Origin of the sequence: Campylobacter sp. 2014D-0258 (assembly GCF_008000495.1) — a bacterium.
GTDB classification, from domain to species: domain Bacteria; phylum Campylobacterota; class Campylobacteria; order Campylobacterales; family Campylobacteraceae; genus Campylobacter_D; species Campylobacter_D jejuni.
This window is the reverse complement of sequence record NZ_VOAR01000024.1, coordinates 41,738-56,542: the sequence shown is the minus strand read 5'-3', so window position 1 is coordinate 56,542 and position 14,805 is coordinate 41,738. Positions and strand designations below refer to the sequence as shown.

At 32.8% G+C, this 14,805-nt stretch carries 13 protein-coding genes, 1 rRNA gene and 1 pseudogene; 12 read left to right on the top strand and 3 right to left on the bottom strand.

The window, feature by feature from the left end; genetic code table 11:
- Nucleotides 1–4 precede the first annotated feature (4 nt).
- Nucleotides 5–121: ribosomal RNA gene (gene rrf, locus SR62_RS04760) — 5S ribosomal RNA — on the top strand.
- Nucleotides 122–316: 195 nt separating this feature from the next.
- Here rrf and murD read toward each other — a convergent pair.
- Together murD and mraY are read right to left on the bottom strand one after the other, a co-directional pair.
- A complete protein-coding gene (gene murD, locus SR62_RS04755) occupies nt 317–1,525 on the bottom strand; it encodes a UDP-N-acetylmuramoyl-L-alanine--D-glutamate ligase (protein WP_002867629.1) in 1,209 nt (402 codons plus the stop codon).
- Nucleotides 1,525–2,586: a phospho-N-acetylmuramoyl-pentapeptide-transferase gene (gene mraY / locus SR62_RS04750; protein WP_147502285.1), complete on the bottom strand. Its 1,062-nt coding sequence runs from the start codon at nt 2,584–2,586 to the stop codon at nt 1,525–1,527. Before mraY ends, murD begins: the two co-directional genes overlap by 1 nt.
- A 79-nt stretch (nt 2,587–2,665) precedes the next feature.
- On the opposite strand from mraY, the gene gpmI reads away from it, so the two are divergent.
- From gpmI to sdhE, 7 genes are all read left to right on the top strand, one after another.
- Complete coding sequence (gene gpmI, locus SR62_RS04745; protein WP_147502284.1) at nt 2,666–4,144, top strand: 2,3-bisphosphoglycerate-independent phosphoglycerate mutase; 1,479 nt, start codon at nt 2,666–2,668, stop codon at nt 4,142–4,144.
- Nucleotides 4,128–4,226 carry a hypothetical protein gene (locus tag SR62_RS09450; RefSeq protein WP_002869268.1) on the top strand — a complete coding sequence of 33 codons (99 nt, stop codon included), beginning with the start codon at nt 4,128–4,130 and terminating at the stop codon, nt 4,224–4,226. Before gpmI ends, SR62_RS09450 begins: the two co-directional genes overlap by 17 nt.
- Nucleotides 4,216–4,959 (top strand): 3-oxoacyl-ACP reductase FabG, encoded by a 744-nt coding sequence (fabG, locus tag SR62_RS04735; protein WP_002870134.1) that lies wholly within the window; start codon nt 4,216–4,218, stop codon nt 4,957–4,959. The genes SR62_RS09450 and fabG overlap by 11 nt, the downstream gene beginning before the upstream one ends.
- A gap of 6 nt (nt 4,960–4,965) precedes the next feature.
- Entirely contained in the window at nt 4,966–5,376 is a 411-nt protein-coding gene (locus SR62_RS04730; RefSeq protein WP_079744476.1) for a pyridoxamine 5'-phosphate oxidase family protein, read from the top strand.
- Between the two features lie 336 nt (nt 5,377–5,712).
- On the top strand, nt 5,713–7,548 hold the full coding sequence (gene sdhA / locus SR62_RS04725) for an 8-methylmenaquinol:fumarate reductase flavoprotein subunit (protein ID WP_002870132.1): 1,836 nt from the start codon (nt 5,713–5,715) through the stop codon (nt 7,546–7,548).
- Nucleotides 7,545–8,510 (top strand): 8-methylmenaquinol:fumarate reductase iron-sulfur subunit, encoded by a 966-nt coding sequence (gene sdhB, locus SR62_RS04720; protein ID WP_002870131.1) that lies wholly within the window; start codon nt 7,545–7,547, stop codon nt 8,508–8,510. Before sdhA ends, sdhB begins: the two co-directional genes overlap by 4 nt.
- A 3-nt stretch (nt 8,511–8,513) precedes the next feature.
- A complete protein-coding gene (gene sdhE / locus SR62_RS04715) occupies nt 8,514–9,371 on the top strand; it encodes an 8-methylmenaquinol:fumarate reductase membrane anchor subunit (RefSeq protein WP_002870130.1) in 858 nt (285 codons plus the stop codon).
- 23 nt (nt 9,372–9,394) lie between these two features.
- Here sdhE and tenA read toward each other — a convergent pair whose 3' ends face one another.
- Nucleotides 9,395–10,063: a thiaminase II gene (gene tenA, locus SR62_RS04710; RefSeq protein ID WP_147502283.1), complete on the bottom strand. Its 669-nt coding sequence runs from the start codon at nt 10,061–10,063 to the stop codon at nt 9,395–9,397.
- Between the two features lie 109 nt (nt 10,064–10,172).
- Here tenA and acpP point away from each other — a divergent pair, with 109 nt between their 5' ends.
- The 4 genes and pseudogenes from acpP (at nt 10,173) to SR62_RS04690 (ending at nt 14,794) form a co-directional block, all read left to right on the top strand.
- The gene (gene acpP, locus SR62_RS04705; protein ID WP_002854831.1) at nt 10,173–10,406 is read left to right on the top strand and encodes an acyl carrier protein; all 234 of its coding nucleotides are present in this window, start codon (nt 10,173–10,175) and stop codon (nt 10,404–10,406) included.
- Between the two features lie 26 nt (nt 10,407–10,432).
- Nucleotides 10,433–11,647: a beta-ketoacyl-ACP synthase II gene (locus SR62_RS04700; RefSeq protein WP_002869519.1), complete on the top strand. Its 1,215-nt coding sequence runs from the start codon at nt 10,433–10,435 to the stop codon at nt 11,645–11,647.
- Between the two features lies 1 nt (nt 11,648).
- Complete coding sequence (locus SR62_RS04695) at nt 11,649–12,587, top strand: acetyl-CoA carboxylase carboxyltransferase subunit alpha (protein ID WP_002859886.1); 939 nt, start codon at nt 11,649–11,651, stop codon at nt 12,585–12,587.
- Nucleotides 12,588–12,720: 133 nt separating this feature from the next.
- A pseudogene (locus SR62_RS04690) lies at nt 12,721–14,794 on the top strand (TonB-dependent receptor domain-containing protein).
- Nucleotides 14,795–14,805: the final 11 nt, after the last annotated feature.

Genomic DNA, 14,805 nt, shown 5'->3' with positions numbered 1-14,805 from the left:
AGTTGTCCGTGATTATACAGATGTGGAAACGCCTTGCTCCATCCCGAACCAAGAAGCTAAGCACATCGTGGGTGATGATACTACGCCTTACTGGCAGGGGGAAAGTAGCTCATTGCGGACTTGTTAAATGTCTTCATTACTTACTTTATATATAAATCCTATGTTTATTTTTATTGTTGTTTTAGATGATACTTAGAATCGTGTTTAAAAAAGAGTTTGCTGCTGGTTAGGGTTTTTAGAGAGAATAGGGTGTTTTTAGGGGTTTGAAAATACTAGAAGGATAAAATTTAAAATTTTCTATGAAAAGTAAAATAAATTAAATTTTATTCACACATTCTTTAAAGACTTTTCCACGCTCTGCGTAAGAGTTGAACTGATCTAAACTTGCACAAGCGGGACTTAAAAGAGCTACTTCATTGACTCTTAAGTGATTTGAAATTTCATTTACAGCTTTAGATAAAACTTCACATTTATAGGCTTTCAAATTCGCTTTTTTTGCATAATCAAGCATTTTTTCGGTACTAATGCCTATAGCATAGAGTTCTATATCAAATCCTTTCATAAAATCAAATAAATTGCTAAGATCTACACCCTTATCATCTCCCCCTATGATAAGATGGATTTTTTTATCTTTATAGCGACTAAGCGCAGCCATTACTGCACTTTCATTTGTGGCTTTAGTGTCATTTACCCAAAGCCTATTTTGACTGTCTTTAATCTCTTCGAGTTTATTTTTTTCCATTACAAAGCTATTTAAAAGCTCATAGCTTAAAGTATCAAGTAGAATTTTTTCTATAGCTAAAGCCATGATAGCATCGAGTAAAAAAGGACTTTTAAAGGAAATTTTTTCCGTATCAATGCCAAATTTAACAGCTAGATCTTTTTCATCTTCATAGCTTATCTTATGAGCTTTTGTTGGAGTATTTGCATAAATTTTAGGCAGTATTGTTACATCACATTCATTCATTCTTTTTAAAACGCTTAGCTTATCTTGAACATAATTATCAAAACTTCCATGCCAAGAAAGATGATCAGGACTGATGGGTAAAAGTGCATAAATTTCAGGTTTAGCTTTATGAGTGTAGTGTAGGGTAAAAGATGAAGTTTCAAGTATCCAAAGTTTTTCATAAGGATTAAGCTCTGCTAAAGGAGTTCCAACATTTCCACCCATAACAGCACCAATATGTGATAATAAATGTGTAGCCATTTGAGTAGTGGTTGTTTTTCCATTAGTTCCACTTATCCAAACAGATTTTGGCATGACATCGTAAAAAAAGTCATATTCACTTTGTAAATTTTTTGCTTCTTGAATGAGTTTGTGCTTTGGTGGAAAACCTGGACTAGGAATTTCAATGTCGCTTAAATTATCATCAAAATCATTAGGATTTAAAAGTAAATTTCCTAGTGTATCTTTTTTTGTTTCTGTAAAATGATCATCATAAATATCAAAAGGTCCAAATTTATCTACTAAATTTTCAGCAATAGCACGTGTGGTTTTTCCGTATCCAAAAAGTGAAATTTTCATTATCTTAGCTTTATTGATGCAAGTGCAAGCAAATTTGAAAGTAAGGCTATCATCCAAAAACGCACTATAATTTTATTTTCCACCCAGCCAACTTTTTCAAAATGATGATGAATAGGCGCCATTTTAAATACTCTTTTATTAAAAATTTTAAAACTTCCAACTTGTAAAATTACAGAAACAGTTTCAAGAACAAAAACAAAACCTATGAATAAAAGTAAAATTTCATTTTTGCTAATAACGGCTAAAAATCCTATAAAGCCACCTAAAGCTAAACTTCCACTATCTCCCATAAAAACTTGTGCAGGATAACAGTTGTACCATAAAAATCCCATTAAAGCACCAATTAGCGCCGCACAAATAATCACTACTTCACCAAGTCCTTGAATTTTTGGCAAAAGTAGATATTCACTATAATTTAAATTTCCGCTCAAATATAAGAATATTCCTAAAGTAGATAAAGAAAAAATACTTGGAACTGTAGCTAAGCCATCAAGTCCATCGGTTAAATTTACAGCATTAGAGCTAGAAATTAAAACCAAAATCCAAAAAGCAATGGCAAAAATTTCCATATCAAAAAGAGGATGTTTGTAAAAAGGTATAAAAAGTTCTGTGCTAAGTTCTGAACTAAAATATAAAGGTAAGATACAAATAAGTCCTGCGATGATTTGCGCTAAAAGCTTCATTTTTGGGCTAAGTCCTGAATGATTATCTTTTTTTAGAACTTTGCCTAAATCATCTACGAGTCCTATCAAACAAAAAAGTATCAAACAAAGCAAAGCACTTATAGCAAAAATATTATCAAATTTGATACAAAATAAACTTGCGATTACTGCAGAACTGATGAAAATAAGCCCACCCATGGTTGGAGTATGGCATTTGGTTTTATGAGTTTCTGGGGCATATTCGTAAATAGGTTGACTAGCATTTTTAGCTTTTGCCCAAGTAATAAATTTAGGCATTAAAAATAAAGACAAACATAAAGCGATAAAAAAAGCAAATCCTGCACGCACACTAATATAAGTAAAAAAAGCATAATGACTTAAATCTGAAAGATAATACAAAACCTAGCCTTCTTTTTGGTTTTTAAAAGTTTAATTTTAGTAAAATCTAACCAAAAAAATTCTTATAAAAGAGAGAAAAATGAAGCAAAAATGCGTTTTAATTATCACAGATGGAATAGGGTATAATAAGAATAGTAAGTTTAATGCTTTTGAAGCAGCTAAAAAACCAAGTTATGAAAAGCTTTTTAAGGAAGTCCCAAATTCTTTACTAAAAACGAGTGGTTTAGCTGTAGGTTTGCCAGAAGGGCAGATGGGAAATAGTGAAGTAGGGCATATGTGTATAGGAAGTGGGCGTATTATTTATCAAAATTTAGTGCGTATTAATAAAGCCATTGAAAACAAAGAACTTGAAAAAAATGAGAATTTGCAAAAACTTTTAGCAAAATGTAAAAGAGTGCATATTATAGGGCTTTATAGTGATGGCGGGGTGCATTCTATGGATACGCATTTTAAAGCCATGCTTGAAATTTGTGCGAAAAATGGCAATGAAGTTTTTGCTCATGCAATCACTGATGGGCGCGATGTAAGTCCAAAAAGTGGCTTAAATTTCATAAAAGATTTAAAAGAATTTTGTGAAAACTTAGGCGTGCATTTTGCTACGCTTTGTGGGCGTTTTTATGCTATGGATAGAGATAAGCGTTGGGATAGGGTAAAAGAGTATTATGAGTGCTTGTTAGGTAAGGCTTATAAAGTGCCAAATTTATTAGAATACCTACAAAAATCTTACGATGAAAATGTTACTGATGAGTTTATTAAAGCAGCTCAAAATGAGAATTACAAGGGCATGAGAGAAGAAGATGGCATTATCTTTATCAATTTTAGAAATGATAGAATGAAACAACTTATTGAAGTGTTAAATTCTAAGGATTTTAAAGAGTTTGAACGCGAAAAAATCTTTGAAAATTTACTTACTATGAGTGTTTATGATGATAAATTTAAACTCCCTGTGCTTTTTGAAAAAGAAAAAATTGAAAATACTTTAGCGCAAGTGATTTCTAAAGCAGGGCTTAGTCAGCTTCATACCGCAGAAACCGAAAAATACGCCCATGTAACTTTCTTTTTTAATGGCGGAAAAGAAGAGCTTTTAGAAAATGAAACAAGGGTTTTAATCCCAAGCCCCAAGGTAAAAACTTATGATAAAAAACCCCAAATGAGTGCTTTTGAAGTGTGTGATGCAGTGAAAAAAGGCATAGAAAAGGGTGAGGATTTTATAGTGGTAAATTTTGCAAATGGAGATATGGTTGGACATACAGGTGATTTTAATGCTGCTATAAAGGCTGTCGAAGCGGTGGATACTTGTTTGGGCGAGATTATAGAATGTGCAAAAAAGCATGATTATGCTTTTATCATTACAAGTGATCATGGAAATTGCGAGGCTATGCAAGATGAAAAAGGAAATTTGCTTACCAATCACACCACTTTTGATGTTTTTGTTTTTGTGCAAGCAAAGGGAGTTTCAAAGATTAAAGATAATATGGGGCTTAGCAATATCGCTGCAAGCGTGCTTAAAATTTTAGACTTAGAAATTCCAAAAGAAATGAATGAGGCTTTATTTTAGTTTGTTTGCCTTTTTTATAAGAAATTTGTTAAGATTGCAATTTTTAAAATTAAACTTATTAAGGATAGATAATGAAATTTAGTGGAAAAAATGTTTTAATTACTGGAGCAAGTAAGGGAATAGGTGCTTCTATCGCAAAAACTTTGGCGGGTTTTGGACTTAAAGTTTGGATCAATTATCGTTCAAAACCTGAACTTGCAGATGCTTTAAAAGATGAAATTATTGCAAGTGGTGGCGTTGCTGCTGTGATTAAATTTGATGCAAGCAAAGAAGATGAGTTTGAAAACGGTGTAAAAACTATAGTTGAGAGTGATGGAGAATTAAGTTATCTTGTAAATAATGCAGGCGTTACAAATGATAAACTTGCTTTAAGAATGAAATTAGAGGACTTTAGTGGCGTTGTGGATACGAATTTAAGCTCAGCTTTTTTAGGTTGTAGAGAAGCTTTAAAAACCATGAGTAAAAAACGCTTTGGTGCTGTTGTAAATATCGCTTCTATTGTCGGAGAAATGGGTAATGCTGGACAAGTAAATTATTCTGCTAGTAAAGGTGGAATGATAGCTATGACTAAATCTTTTGCTAAAGAAGGAGCAAGTAGAAATTTACGCTTTAACTGTGTGACTCCAGGTTTCATAAAAAGCGATATGACTGAAGTTTTAAGTGATGAAATCAAACAAACCTATCAAGACAATATCCCTTTAAAACGCTTTGCAGAACCTGAAGAAGTGGCTAATTGTGTAGCGTTTTTACTTAGTGATTATGCCTCTTATGTGACAGGCGATGTGCTTAAGATCAATGGTGGTTTATATATGTAAGGAGAAATGATGGATTTAAAAGAAATAGCACAATTTTTAGATGATAATGCACCAGCATTTTTAGCCACTTTAGGAACTTGTGGAAATCCTAGAGTGCGTCCTATACAAAGTCCATTGCTTGTGGGAGATAAAATTTATTTTTTCACAGCAAATACAAAAGCACTTTTTAAGCATATAAAAAATTATAATGGTATTGAATTTTGTTCTTGTGCAAAAGATGGGACTTTTTTAAGACTTAGAGCTAATGCGGTTTTTGAACCAAATTTAGAAGTTAAAAAAATGATGTTTAAAAAATATCCTTATCTTGTAAATCTTTATGAAACTCCGCAAAATCCAAAATTTGAAGTTTTTTATCTTGATCATTTAAGCGCTAGAATGCAATTTATGAATGGAGAATTTAAGCTTTTTAAGGCTTAATGATTTGATAATTTTATTAACTATATATTAATTAAGATAAATATTATCTTAATTAATATTAACTTTTTGTTATTTTTTAAGGTATAATCATTCCGTTTAATTTGCAAGGAATAGATTATGATATATTGCAAACATTTTTTAATATTTATTTTATTATATTCATCTATCTTCTTTGATTATTTATCTTATGCTTTTTTATATTTACTAAATTATAAATTTGTTTTTAATCCATTTTATATTGAAAGGAGAGTTTGTTTTTGGATTTTTGGCATGCGGTTATGTAAGATTGACTTACATTAAAAATTATTATTAATTTTTTTAAATAAGGAGAATGATATGGGTGAATTTTCTAGAAGAGATTTTATAAAAACAGCCTGTATTAGTGTAGGAGCTTTAGTTGCAAGTTCAAGTGGAGTTTATGCTTTAGATGATTCATCTAAGATGGATAAAGATGCAAATTTACCTTCTTGCGATGTTTTGGTAATTGGATCAGGTGGAGCAGGTTTGCGTGCTGCAGCCGCAGTGAGAAAAGAAAATCCAAAATTAAGCGTTGTAGTAGCTACAAAGATGATGCCATCGCGTAACGCAACTTGTATGGCAGAGGGTGGAATTAATGGAGTTACTGATTTTTCTAATGGAGATTCCTATAAATTACATGCTTATGATACTATTAAAGGCGGAGCTTATTTGGTAGATCAAGACGCGGCTTTAAAATTTTGCGAATTAGCTGGAAAGGCTATTTTTAATATGGATTTTATAGGAACCTTGTTTTCAAGAAATGAGCAAGGTGGAGTAGCTCAGCGTTTAATGGGAGGAGCTTCTAAGAAACGCTGTAACTATTCTGCAGATAAAACAGGTCATATTTTAATGCATTCTTGTTTGGATGATGCTATTAGTAGTGGTGTGAAATTTTTAATGGATCATGAACTTTTGGATATAGGTGTTGTGGATGGAAAATGCGAGGGTGTCGTTTTAAGAGATATACAAAGCGGTGGAATTTATCCTGTGTTATGCAAAGCTTTGGTGATTGCTACAGGGGGATACACAAGGATATTTTATAATAGAACTTCAACTCCTTTTATTGCCACAGGAGATGGTGTGGCAGCTGCTCTTAGAGCAGGACTTGGTTTTGAAGATCCTGAGATGATACAATTTCACCCAACAGGAGTTGCAAATGGTGGAACTCTTATTACAGAAGCGGCGCGCGGTGAAGGGGGATATCTTTTAAATAATCGTGGTGAGCGTTTTATGAAAAATTACCATGAAAAAATGGAGCTTGCACCGCGAGATGTGGTTGCGCGTGCTATAGAAACAGAAATTCGTGAAGGTAGAGGTTATGGCGAGGGACTTGGAGCTTATGTTTTGTGCGATGTACGCCACTTAGGAAAAGAAAAAATTTTAAAAGATTTACCAAAAATTCGTCACACTGCAATGCTTTTTGAAAATATTGATTTAGTAGATACTCCTGTACCTATCCGTCCAACGGCGCATTATTCTATGGGTGGAATTGAAGTGGCTAAATTTGAAGATATGAGTACTAAAATTGCTGGAATTTATGTAGGTGGAGAAGCTTCTTGTATTTCTATACATGGAGCTAATAGACTAGGGGGAAATTCTTTAGCCGATGCAGTTGTAACGGGGCATTTAGCAGGCATTGGTGCGACAAATTATGCCAAAGATGCAAGTTTTGAAAAAGGGGCAAAAACTCATGAACTTGCTCAAAAATGGCAGGCTAGATTTAAAGAAATTACAAATAATGGCGGAAATGGTCAAGAAATGTATGAATTGCGAGAAGAGTTGGGAAGTCAAAATTGGGATAATATGGGGATTTTTAGAACTCAAGAAAAACTCGATCTTCTAGCAAAAAATTTAGAAGATATACAAGCAAGATATGAAAAAATTCGTATTCCAAATCCTAATGAAGTGATGAATACTGCTTTTACAGATTATGTAGAGCTTGGTAATTTGATTTTACTTTCTCGCTGTGCTTGTTTAGCAGCTAGAAATAGACTTGAAAGCCGTGGGGCTCATACTAGAGAAGATTATCCAAAGCGAGATGATAAAAATTTCTTAAAACATAGCATTGTAAATTTAGAAAATGATGAATTAAAACTTAGTTATAAAGATATCGTGGTAACTGAGTTTTCACTTGATGGAAGAAGAGTACAATGAAAATTATCATAGATCGTTTTAATGGCAAGGAAAAATATGAACAAAGTTATGATATTGATGATAAGGATATACAAGGAAAAACTCTGCTCTCTCTTTTGCTTTTTATCAAAAAAACAAAAGATATTACTTTAAATTTTACCGCCTCTTGTCAATCTGCAATTTGTGGGGCTTGTGCAGTTCGTGTGAATGGGCATTCTTATCTTGCTTGTGATACTAAAATGCAAGATTTGTTAAAAGAATATGATAATCCTTCAAGTATACGCATTTCTCCGCTTGGAAATTTTAGAGTAATTTCTGATTTAATTGTGGATTGGGAGCCTTCTATAGAAAATTTAAGAAAAATTCGTCCTGCCATGGTGGCAAAAAATGAATTTTCAGCGGAAAAGGACTGTAAACAAAGTCAAGAAGAATTTGATCGTATTAGCAAGCAATGGGATTGTATTTTATGTGGTAGCTGTGCTTCAGAGTGTAATAAATTAGAAGCAGATAGTAGCGATTATATGCAACCTTTTGTTTTTACTCATGCTTGGCGTGCAGCGGCGGACTCTCGAGGTAAGGATCCTATGTTGCATGTAAAACCCAGCGTAATGAATGGACTTTGGCTTTGTGTTCATTGTCAAGAGTGCGCTGATCGTTGTCCAAAGGGTATAAGTTCAGTAAGTGATATAGCAAATTTAAGAGTGATGGCGATTAAAAAAGGTTTAAATGAAGGCTTAGGGTCTGATCATGCTGAAGCTTTTTATAAAGATTTAGTTGAAGGTTCAGGACGCTTGAATGAAATTTATCTTGCTTTGCGTTCTGAGGGTGTTATAGGTTCTATGGGTAAAACAGATATAGCTTTTAAACTTATGCGTGCAGGAAAAATGAATCCTATGCATGTTTTTGGCGAGGATGAAATAGAATGGCATAAAGATTTGGTTAAAATGATAAAGGCGGCACAAGAAGCTGCTGTTAAGGAGTAAAATATGCAAAAAGAATACGCTTTTTTTCCAGGTTGTGTTTTATCTCAAGCTGCAAAAGAATCTAAAATTTCACTTGAAGCTATTGCACCTATTTTGGGTTGGAAGTTGAATGAAATTAAGGGGTGGAGTTGTTGTGGGGCTTCTCAAGCGCAGTGTGTTGATCCTATTGCGACTTTGGTAGCTAATGCAAGAAATATTGCTTTAGCAGAAGAGATGAAAATGCCAATGCTTACAACTTGTAGTACTTGTATGCTAACTTTAGCTAAAGCAAAAAATACTCTTGATAAGGGTGCAAAAGAACGCATCAATACTTTTTTAGCAAAAGGTGGAATGAAATATCAAGGTTCAACGCCTATTACAAGTCTTTTGTGGGAGCTTTATGAGGATTTGGATAATTTAAAAAGCAAGGTGAAAAAGCCGCTTTCAAATTTAAAAGTAGCTTTATTTTATGGTTGCCATAGTTTAAGACCTGAAGATACTTTCGGTAAAAAAGAAAGTTCAACCAATCCAAAAAGTTTTGAAAGTGTAGTAGAAGTTTTAGGGGCTAAAATAGTTCCTTTTGAAAAACGCCTTGATTGTTGTGGTTTTCATGCTTCTTATCCTGCAGAAAAATCTGTGAAAAAAATGTCTAGTCAAATTGTCAATAATGCAAGTGAAAATCAAGCTGATTGTGTTGTAACACCTTGTCCACTTTGTCAAATGCAGCTTGATATCTATCAAGAAAGATTTCAAGATTATACTAATTCTAAAGCAAGATTGCCTATTATTCATTTATCACAATTAGTAGGACTTGCATTAGGACTTTCTAAAGAAACGGTTGGTTTAGATTATAATATTATTGATGCAAGTAAAATTGCATAAAAACATGGGCAAAAAGCCCATGTTTAAAGATTTAATTCCATTCTTAAAGAATGCTCCCAAAAAGCCACTTCCAAGCGTGTTACAGTATGAAAAATTTCGCTGAGTTTTTGGAATTTTTGTGCACTAACACTTGAAGTATAAGAATTAACAAAATCTTCAAATTCTTTAGCTTCATTTTGAAAATTTTCACTTCCATAGGTCAAAATCCATTCCTTGTAAGGATGATCTTTTAAATTTTCATTTTTTAAACGATTTATAATTTCAGCACCTATTTTTGCATAGCCTATAGCGCAAGCACTAAGAGCAACTAACATATCTAAAAAATCTCCATTTTCACCTACGCTTAACATATAACGCGAATAGGCTATATTGACTAAACTTTCATCTTTTATATCGAGTTCATCTGCATTAATGCCAAGAGATAAAATTGCACGATGAAGCTCCATTTCTCCTTCAGCTATATAATTTTGAAATTTCATAGCAAAACGAAGTTCTTTTGCAGTATTTGAGTTAAGTGCTAACCTTGCGTAGCATTTTGCGTAATTAAGCAAATAAATATAATCTTGCTTGAGATAAAAAAGAAAATTTTCTTGCTTTAGGCTTTTATCTTCTAATTTTTTAACAAAATCATGATGTAGATAAGCATCCCAAATTTTTTGATTTTCTTTGATTAAATTAGAGAAAAGCATCATTTTTCCTTTATGTTTTAATATTTTATTTTCAAGTATAATGAAAAACTATAAATATTTTAAGCTTTTTATAGTAAAATACGCTTTATTTTAATTTTTTGAAGGAGAACAAATGGCAACATTTGATGATGTAAAAGCAGTAGTAGTAGAGCAATTAAGTATTGATGCAGATGCAGTTAAAATGGAATCAAAAATTATTGAAGATTTAGGTGCTGATTCTTTAGATGTTGTAGAGCTTATTATGGCTTTAGAAGAAAAATTTGAAGTAGAAATTCCAGATAGTGATGCTGAAAAATTAATTAAAATTGAAGATGTTGTAAATTATATTGACAATCTAAAAAAATAATTTTTTTTCTTGCAAGGAGCTTATTCTTGAAAAGAGTTGTAGTTACAGGTATTGGTATGATCAATGCCCTTGGTTTAGATAAAGAAAGTTCATTTAAAGCAATTTGCAATGGAGAAAGCGGAGTAAATAAAATTACTCTTTTTGATGCTACGGACTTTCCTGTTCAAATTGCAGCTGAAGTTAAAAATTTTGATCCATTAGAGGTTGTTGATGGCAAAGAAGTAAAAAAAATTGACCGTTTCATACAACTTGGAATTAAAGCAGCAAGAGAAGCAATGCAGGATGCTGGATTTAGTGAAGAATTAGATAAAGAAGAATTTGGCATTGTTTCGGCTTCTGGTATTGGAGGTTTGCCTAACATAGAAAAAAATTCCATTATTTGTTCCGAGCGAGGTCCGCGTAAAATTTCCCCTTTTTTCATACCTTCAGCACTTGTAAATATGTTAGGAGGTTTGATTTCTATAGAGCATGGACTTAAAGGGCCAAATATTTCTTGTGTTACAGCTTGTGCAGCAGGAACTCATGCTATAGGAGAAGCTTATAAAAGTATAGCTTTGGGAAATGCTAAAAAGATGTTAGTCATAGGTGCAGAAGCTGCGATTTGTCCTGTAGGTATAGGTGGTTTTGCTTCAATGAAAGCTTTATCAACTAGAAATGAAGATCCACAGCATGCTTCAAGACCATTTGACAAAGAAAGAGATGGTTTTGTCATGGGAGAAGGTGCTGGAGCTTTAGTTTTTGAGGAATATGAAGAGGCTAAAAAACGCGGTGCTACGATTTATGCTGAATTAATTGGATTTGGAGAAAGTGCAGATGCGCATCATATTACTTCACCAACTTTAGATGGGCCTTTAAGAGCTATGAAAAAAGCTTTAAATATGGCAGGGAATCCAAAGGTAGATTATATCAATGCACATGGAACTTCAACCCCTGTAAATGACAAAAATGAAACAGCAGCAATTAAAGAGCTTTTTGGCAATAATATCCCGCTTATAAGTTCCACCAAAGGACAAACAGGTCATTGCTTGGGTGCTGCAGGTGCAATTGAAGCAGTTGTTAGTGTTATGGCTTTAAGAGATGGGGTAGTTCCACCTACAATCAATCAGCTTGTAAAAGATGATGAATGTGATCTTGATTATATTCCAAATATATCAAGAAAAGTAGATTTAAAAGTGGTGATGAGTAATTCTTTTGGTTTTGGTGGCACAAATGGCTGTGTTGTATTTAAAAAAGTAGATTAATATGGCTTCTTATTTAGATTTTGAAAAAAATATTCAGCAAATTGACGAGGACATTATCAATGCTCAGATTAAAGGAGATACTGAAGCTGTATCGATTTTAAAGAAAAATCTTGAAAAAGAAATTTCTAAAACTTATAAGAATTTAAGTGATTTTCAGCGTTTGCAATTAGCGCGTCATCCAGATCGCCCTTATGCTCTTGACTATATTGAACTTATTTTAAATGACGCTCACGAAATACATGGTGATCGTGCCTTTAGAGATGATCCTGCTATTGTTTGTTTTATGGGTTATTTAGGAGAGAAAAAAATAATTGTAATTGGTGAGCAAAAAGGACGTGGAACAAAAGATAAAATCGCTAGAAATTTTGGGATGCCACATCCTGAAGGATATCGCAAAGCCTTAAGAGTAGCAAGACTTGCAGAGAAATTTCAAATTCCTATTTTATTTTTGATAGATACTCCAGGTGCTTATCCTGGAATAGGTGCTGAAGAAAGAGGACAAAGTGAAGCTATCGCTAGAAATTTATATGAATTAAGTGATTTGAAAATACCGACCATTGCTATAGTTATCGGAGAAGGCGGTAGTGGCGGGGCGTTAGCTATAGGGGTTGCAGATAAACTTGCAATGATGAAAAATTCTGTTTTTTCAGTAATTTCTCCTGAAGGTTGTGCTGCAATACTTTGGAATGATCCTGCAAAAAGTGAAGCTGCAACCAAGGCTATGAAGGTAACGGCTGATGATTTAAAATCTCAAGGTTTAATTGATGATGTTATAGATGAGCCTACAAATGGTGCACATCGCAATAAAGAGGCTACAGCAGTAGCTATTGCTGATTATGTAAAAAAATCTCTAAATGAACTTGAAAATATTGATGTACGAGAACTTTCTGCAAATCGTATGCAGAAAATTTTAAAGCTTGGAGCCTATCAAGAGGCTTAGGCTTTTACTTCGCTTTTTTAAATAATTTTATTATTTATAATTGTTATCAAAATTAAGTTAATTAAAAGTATTCTTTTTTTATACTTCAAAAATGATTTTAAATATCAAAATAATTATTTTTAAAGGAATTAATTTGACTCAAATCAAAAATATAAAATTTAAAAAAAGTTTACTGTGTTTTTTAATTTTATCTGGAGCTTTGTTAAAAGCAGAAGAAAAATATCAACTTAATGATGTTGTGGTTAGTGCTAGTGGTTTTGAACAAGATTTGGTTGATGCGCCTGCTAGTATTTCTATCATTACAAAAGAAGAGCTTGAAAAAAAGCCAATTAAGGATATAGGAGAGGCTATAGGAGATATTCCAGGTGTAGATGTGACTATGAATAAAACAGGCACTTATGATTTTAGCATACGAGGTTTTGGTAGTTCTTATACTCTAGTTTTAATTGATGGAAAACGTCAAAGTGTTACAAATGGGTTTTATGATAATGGTTTTAGCGGCAGTGAGTCAGGATATCTGCCACCTTTGTCTATGATAGAGCGTATTGAGGTTATACGTGGTCCAGCTTCTACACTTTATGGCAGTGATGCTGTAGGCGGTGTGGATAAATATTATCACTAAGAAAAATCCTGATAAAATCGAAGCAAATATAGAATTTAACACTCTTTTGCAACAGCACTCTAATCACTATGGCAATGCTGGGGGATTTAACGCTTATGTGGCAACTCCTTTGATTGAAGATACATTATCAATTTCTGCAAGGTTGAAGTATTATGATAAGGCAGCTTCTGATTTAAAATGGCCTACACCGGTTTGGAATAATGGCAACCAAAGACCTGATAATTATCAAATTGCTAGCCATAGTCCAGGTGCTTTTACTAGTTTAGGTTTTGGTTCTAGGCTTAATTGGACAGTAGATGATAAAAATAATATATATTTTGATATAGAACGATATATTAATGAAATTTCAGTGAATTCTACAAGTAGTAGGGCTATTAAAAGTGAAAGACAACTTTTTAAGGATAATATTGTTTTAAATCATGATGGTAACTATGATTTTGGTTCAACTAACTCATATTTACAATATGGTAGCACTAAGGATAAGGAGCTGCATAGCCAAATTTGGGTAGGAGAAGGTAAGGTTGTTTTACCTTGGAATTTAGGTCAATACGGTAATTTAGTAAATACCTTTGGTGCAAGGATTGATTATGAGATGTTAAAAAACGATCAAGCAAGCGCAGGTAGTCAAATAAGAGGTAAAAATCTTGATCAAACCACGGTTGCGCTTTATGGGGAAAATGAGTATTTTATAACAGATGATTTGATTTTTACTACAGGTTTGCGTTATATTTATAGCGATTTGTTTGATTCTGAATTTACTCCTAGGGTTTATTTGGTTTATCACTTAAATGATAATATAGCCTTTAAAGGAGGTGTTTCAAAAGGCTATAAAACTCCTGCTGCTAAGGAGTTGACAAATGGATATTATAATTATGTCAATAATAATGCTTATTTTGGAAACCCTGACTTAAAACCAGAAGAAAGTATAAATTATGAATTGGGTGTTGATTTTATGGTATTTGATTTTGCACATTATTCTATTACAGGATTTATTACTGATTTTACAAATCAAATCAGTAGTGAAGATTTAACAGGTACGCAAAATGGTATTAATTGTAGCAATGGCACTGTTTGTACGCGTCCTATTAATCTTGGAAAAACACAGACTAAAGGTATAGAATTTGCATTTAATACTAAAACTTACAATGGTTTTAGCCTAAATTCAAGTTATACTTTTATGGATAATCGCTACAAAGATGGTCAAAAAAATTGGTTTGGTGGTGATAGAATAGAAAATTTACCAAGGCATATAGCAATGCTAAAATTAAACTATGAGCGAGGTAAATTTAGTTCCTATATAAAAACACGAGCAAGACTCGATACTATAGCTAAAGCAAAAGGTGGCGGTAATGGTAGTTTGCCATGGCAAAAATATAAGCCTTTTTATATAGTAGATTTAGGGATAAATTATAAAATCAATAAGCAATCTAGCTTAAGTTTTGTAGTACAAAATCTTTTTGATAAAAATTTCTTTGATCCGCAAGTTACTAAGTGGAACGGAGCTAATCCTGCTGGATATGCAAATCGTTATCAAGACTATACAGAAGGAAGGAGTTTTTGGTTGAGTTATAAATATGATTTTTAATTTTTTAAGGC

Excerpts from the sequence above, each read along its gene's own strand:
- sdhB (WP_002870131.1), top strand. The coding sequence starts at position 7,545 with ATGAAAATTATCATAGATCGTTTTAATGGCAAGGAAAAATATGAACAA.
- SR62_RS09450 (WP_002869268.1), top strand. The coding sequence starts at position 4,128 with ATGAGGCTTTATTTTAGTTTGTTTGCCTTTTTTATAAGAAATTTGTTA.
- SR62_RS04695 (WP_002859886.1), top strand. The coding sequence starts at position 11,649 with ATGGCTTCTTATTTAGATTTTGAAAAAAATATTCAGCAAATTGACGAG.
- fabG (WP_002870134.1), top strand. The coding sequence starts at position 4,216 with ATGAAATTTAGTGGAAAAAATGTTTTAATTACTGGAGCAAGTAAGGGA.
- sdhA (WP_002870132.1), top strand. The coding sequence starts at position 5,713 with ATGGGTGAATTTTCTAGAAGAGATTTTATAAAAACAGCCTGTATTAGT.
- tenA (WP_147502283.1), bottom strand. The coding sequence starts at position 10,063 with ATGATGCTTTTCTCTAATTTAATCAAAGAAAATCAAAAAATTTGGGAT.
- murD (WP_002867629.1), bottom strand. The coding sequence starts at position 1,525 with ATGAAAATTTCACTTTTTGGATACGGAAAAACCACACGTGCTATTGCT.
- acpP (WP_002854831.1), top strand. The coding sequence starts at position 10,173 with ATGGCAACATTTGATGATGTAAAAGCAGTAGTAGTAGAGCAATTAAGT.
- SR62_RS04730 (WP_079744476.1), top strand. The coding sequence starts at position 4,966 with ATGATGGATTTAAAAGAAATAGCACAATTTTTAGATGATAATGCACCA.
- gpmI (WP_147502284.1), top strand. The coding sequence starts at position 2,666 with ATGAAGCAAAAATGCGTTTTAATTATCACAGATGGAATAGGGTATAAT.
- sdhE (WP_002870130.1), top strand. The coding sequence starts at position 8,514 with ATGCAAAAAGAATACGCTTTTTTTCCAGGTTGTGTTTTATCTCAAGCT.